Origin of the sequence: Mesorhizobium sp. M7A.F.Ca.CA.002.05.1.1 (assembly GCF_003998335.1) — a bacterium.
Lineage (GTDB): Bacteria > Pseudomonadota > Alphaproteobacteria > Rhizobiales > Rhizobiaceae > Mesorhizobium.
The window spans coordinates 1-3,259 of sequence record NZ_RZQI01000691.1; the positions used below are offsets into that span (position 1 = coordinate 1).

Annotated in this window: 4 protein-coding genes; all 4 read right to left on the reverse strand. The window is 60.7% G+C overall.

Annotation, left to right across the window (positions count from 1 at the left end; all coding sequences use genetic code 11):
• A partial coding sequence (locus EN939_RS26715) for a carbohydrate ABC transporter permease (protein ID WP_164751239.1) occupies positions 1 to 563 on the reverse strand: 563 nt, incomplete at its 3' end.
• Positions 563 to 1,486, reverse strand: coding sequence for a carbohydrate ABC transporter permease (locus tag EN939_RS26720; protein ID WP_127270752.1), 924 nt, complete (start codon positions 1,484 to 1,486; stop codon positions 563 to 565). The genes EN939_RS26715 and EN939_RS26720, both read right to left, overlap by 1 nt.
• Positions 1,487 to 1,671: 185 nt before the next feature.
• Positions 1,672 to 2,949: an ABC transporter substrate-binding protein gene (locus tag EN939_RS26725; protein WP_127270754.1), complete on the reverse strand. Its 1,278-nt coding sequence runs from the start codon at positions 2,947 to 2,949 to the stop codon at positions 1,672 to 1,674.
• Between the two features lie 29 nt (positions 2,950 to 2,978).
• Positions 2,979 to 3,259, reverse strand: a 281-nt coding sequence (locus EN939_RS26730) for a PLP-dependent transferase (protein WP_206528343.1), incomplete at its 5' end; no start/stop codon positions are given.

The following is a 3,259-nucleotide window of genomic DNA, read 5'->3' on the forward strand; positions in this document are numbered from 1 at the left end:
GCCTGCGCGCGGGTGCAGCCGTCGATCATCGCGGCCTCTTCCAAATCCTTGGGGATGCCGTCGAAGAACGACTGCATCAGGAAGGTGGCAAAGGCCGTGTTGAAGGCGGTGTAGATGATGATCAGCCCGGTCAGGCTGTTGATCAGGCCGATCTGCCCCATCACGCGGTAGATCGGCGGAATGACCATCACCAGCGGAAAAGTCTGGGTGAGCAGCAACATCAGCGCCAGGGCTGCCTTGCCGCGAAAGGTGAAGCGCGACATGGCATAGCCGGCGAGCGTGGCGATGATCGTCACCAGTGCCGCCGTCGAGACCGAGACGATGACGCTGTTGAGGAAATAGCGCGGGAAATCGGTGGCCTCGAGCACGGTAACGAAGTTTTGCAGTGTCATGTGCGACGGCCAGAAGGTGATGCCTTCGGAATAGAGCAGCCGCTCCGGCGTGACCGAGATCTTCAGCGTCCAGTAGATCGGGAACAGGGCAAACAGCACGTAAGCCGCGATTGCCGCGTAGAGGCCGATGCCGCCGAAGAAGCGCTGCGAGGTTGAACGTCCTGCTATCATCAGACGTGCCTCACCAACGTGCGGCGGATGCCGATCAGCGCAATCGCATAGGCGATGAGCAGAACGAGCAGCAGCACCGCCACCGCCGAGGCATAGCCCTTGTCCAGCGATTTGAAGGCGCTGACATAGATGTAGACCGGCACCGTGTTGGTCGAGCCGGCCGGTCCGCCCTCCGTCATGACGAAGATCAGGTCGGCGAAGGTGACGATCCAGATGGTGCGCAACATCACAGTGATGGCGATGGTCGGCGCCAGGAACGGCAGCGTCACCTTGGTGAAGCGCTGCCATGGCGAAGCGCCGTCGATGGCCGCTGCCTCATGCAGTTCCGACGGAATGGATTTCAGCGCCGCCAAAAGCGTGATGGCGAAGAACGGAATGCCGAACCAGATATTGGCGACGATCGGCCCCCACATGGCGGTGGCGGGATCGGAAAGCACATTGGTCGGTTCGGCCTTCAGCCCCAGTGCAAACAGCCAGTGCGGCAACGGGCCGATGATCGGATTGAACAGCCAGGCCCAGGTCAGGCCCGACAGGAAGGACGGCACAGCCCAGGGCAGGAACACCAGGGCTTGCACAGCCTTGCGGCCGCGAAACGGCTTGTCGAGCAGCAGCGCCAGGCCAAGGCCGAGGAAGAACTGGAAGAACAGGCTGGCGACCGTCCACCACAACGTGTTGACCAGTGCCTGCCCCAGCACCTGATCCGACAGCATCGCCTGATACTGTCCAAGCCCGACATATTCCGATTTGAACGCCGAGAACTTACGGAAGGAGTAGCTGATGCCGATGACCAGCGGCACCAGCAGCACCACGACCAGAAGGATGATCGCCGGGCTGAGATACAGCCATGGTTCGATAGCGGCATGCGACAGCCGCTTCTTTCGCGGCTGGCCTGCGGATCGGATTTCAGACACGGCATAAGTCATTGGGTGCTAAATCGTCTCCTGGAGGAGCGCCGGAATTGGCGACAAGCGTCCTTCTCCCCGTTCACGGGGAGAAGATGCCGGCAGGCAGATGAGGGGCAGCGCGAACCTATCGAGGCATAGCGCCGCCCCTCATCCGGCCCTATCGGGCCACCTTCTCCCCGTAAACGGGGAGAAGGGAAGAAAAACTACTTCTTGTTCTTCGCCAGCCAGTCCTGCTGTTCCTTGGTCAGGAAGGCAGCCCATTGGTCGGCGACGTCCTTGGCCGTCTTCTGGCCAAGCAGCACTTCCTGGAAATTCTTGATCGCCACCTGGTCGACGAAATTGCCGAGGTTCTCCAGATGCGTCGGCGGGGTGACCATTTCATATTTGGAGCTGTCGCTGAGCTCCGTGAACCAGCCCTTGAACTGCTCCGTCTTGAAATGGGGATCCTGGTCGGCGCCGTTGTGGATCGGAACGACGCCGACTTCCTTGGCCCATTCCAGATTGTCCTTCGGCGACAGAAGCGTCGCCATCAGCTTCCAGGCGTCGTCCTTGTGCTGCGAGTTGGCAAACATCGCCCAGCCGGCATAGCCCAGCGTCGGATAGGATTTGCCGCTCGGCCCGACCGGCAAAGGCGCCACGGCGAAATCGTCGGCGCTCATCTTGTCGGCGATGCCGAGCAGCGCGTCCGGATCCTGGTTGAGCATGGCACAGGTGCCGGAATAGAAGCCGGTGACCGTTTCATTGAAACCCCAACTCACGGCATCCTTCGGCGCCAGTCCGTCCTTGTACATGTCGGCCAGCATCTGCAGGCCCTTGACCGAGCCTTCTTCGTTGATCGTCGAAGTGCCGTCCTCGTTGAAGTAGCCGCCCTTGCCGGCAGCAATGTTCATGAACATGTGCATGCCGTTGAAGGCGCCCGGCCCGCCGCGCAGGCAGTAGCCGTACTTCCCCGGGAGCGCGGAAATCTTCTTGGAATCGGCGATGAAATCGTCGAGCGTCGCCGGCGGTCCGTCGAGGCCGGCCTCCTTGAACAGCTTCTTGTTCCAGAACAGCGCGTTCACATAGTAGCCGTAGGGGATCATGAACTGGGTGTTGTTGACGGTCGAGCCGAACTGCTTGGCGCGGTCGCCCAGCGTCTTGGCATCATCCCATTTGGCCATATACGGTCCGAGATCCTCGAGCTGGGCATTGTTGGCATAGAGGCCCATCCAGCGTTCCGGCATTTCGACGATGTCAGGCGTATCGCCGGCCTGCACCATGGTCAGGAATTTCTCGAACGCCTGGCCCCAGGGCAGCGAGATAAGCTCGACCTTGATGCCCGGATTGGCGGTTTCGAACTCGGCGATCTGCTTCTTCAGGAATTCGGTGCGCGGCGGGCTGGTGATGACTTCGACCATTTTCAGTGTCGAGTCGGCCACGGCATTTCCGGCGGAAATCGCCAGCCCCGCAACGGTGGCCAGCATGACGGTCAGTTTTTTCATGTTCAAGACTCCCATTTTGAACCCGCTTGTTATTTTCTGGCTTTTTCGAAGGCCTGGGCGACGTCAGCCCACAGGTCTTCGACACTCTCCAATCCGACATTGAAGCGGATGGTTCGGGGGCTGACGCCGAAGCGCGCCATCGAATTCAGGCCCGGCGTCTGCTCCAGCGACGCCTTGGCCGGTACGACCAGGCTTTCATGCCCGCCCCAGCTGACGCCGATGCGGAAATATTTCAGCGCGTCGACGAAGACGGGGATGTCGATATCGTCCGTCACCTCGAAGGAGAACAGACCGGCATAGCCGGCCAGCG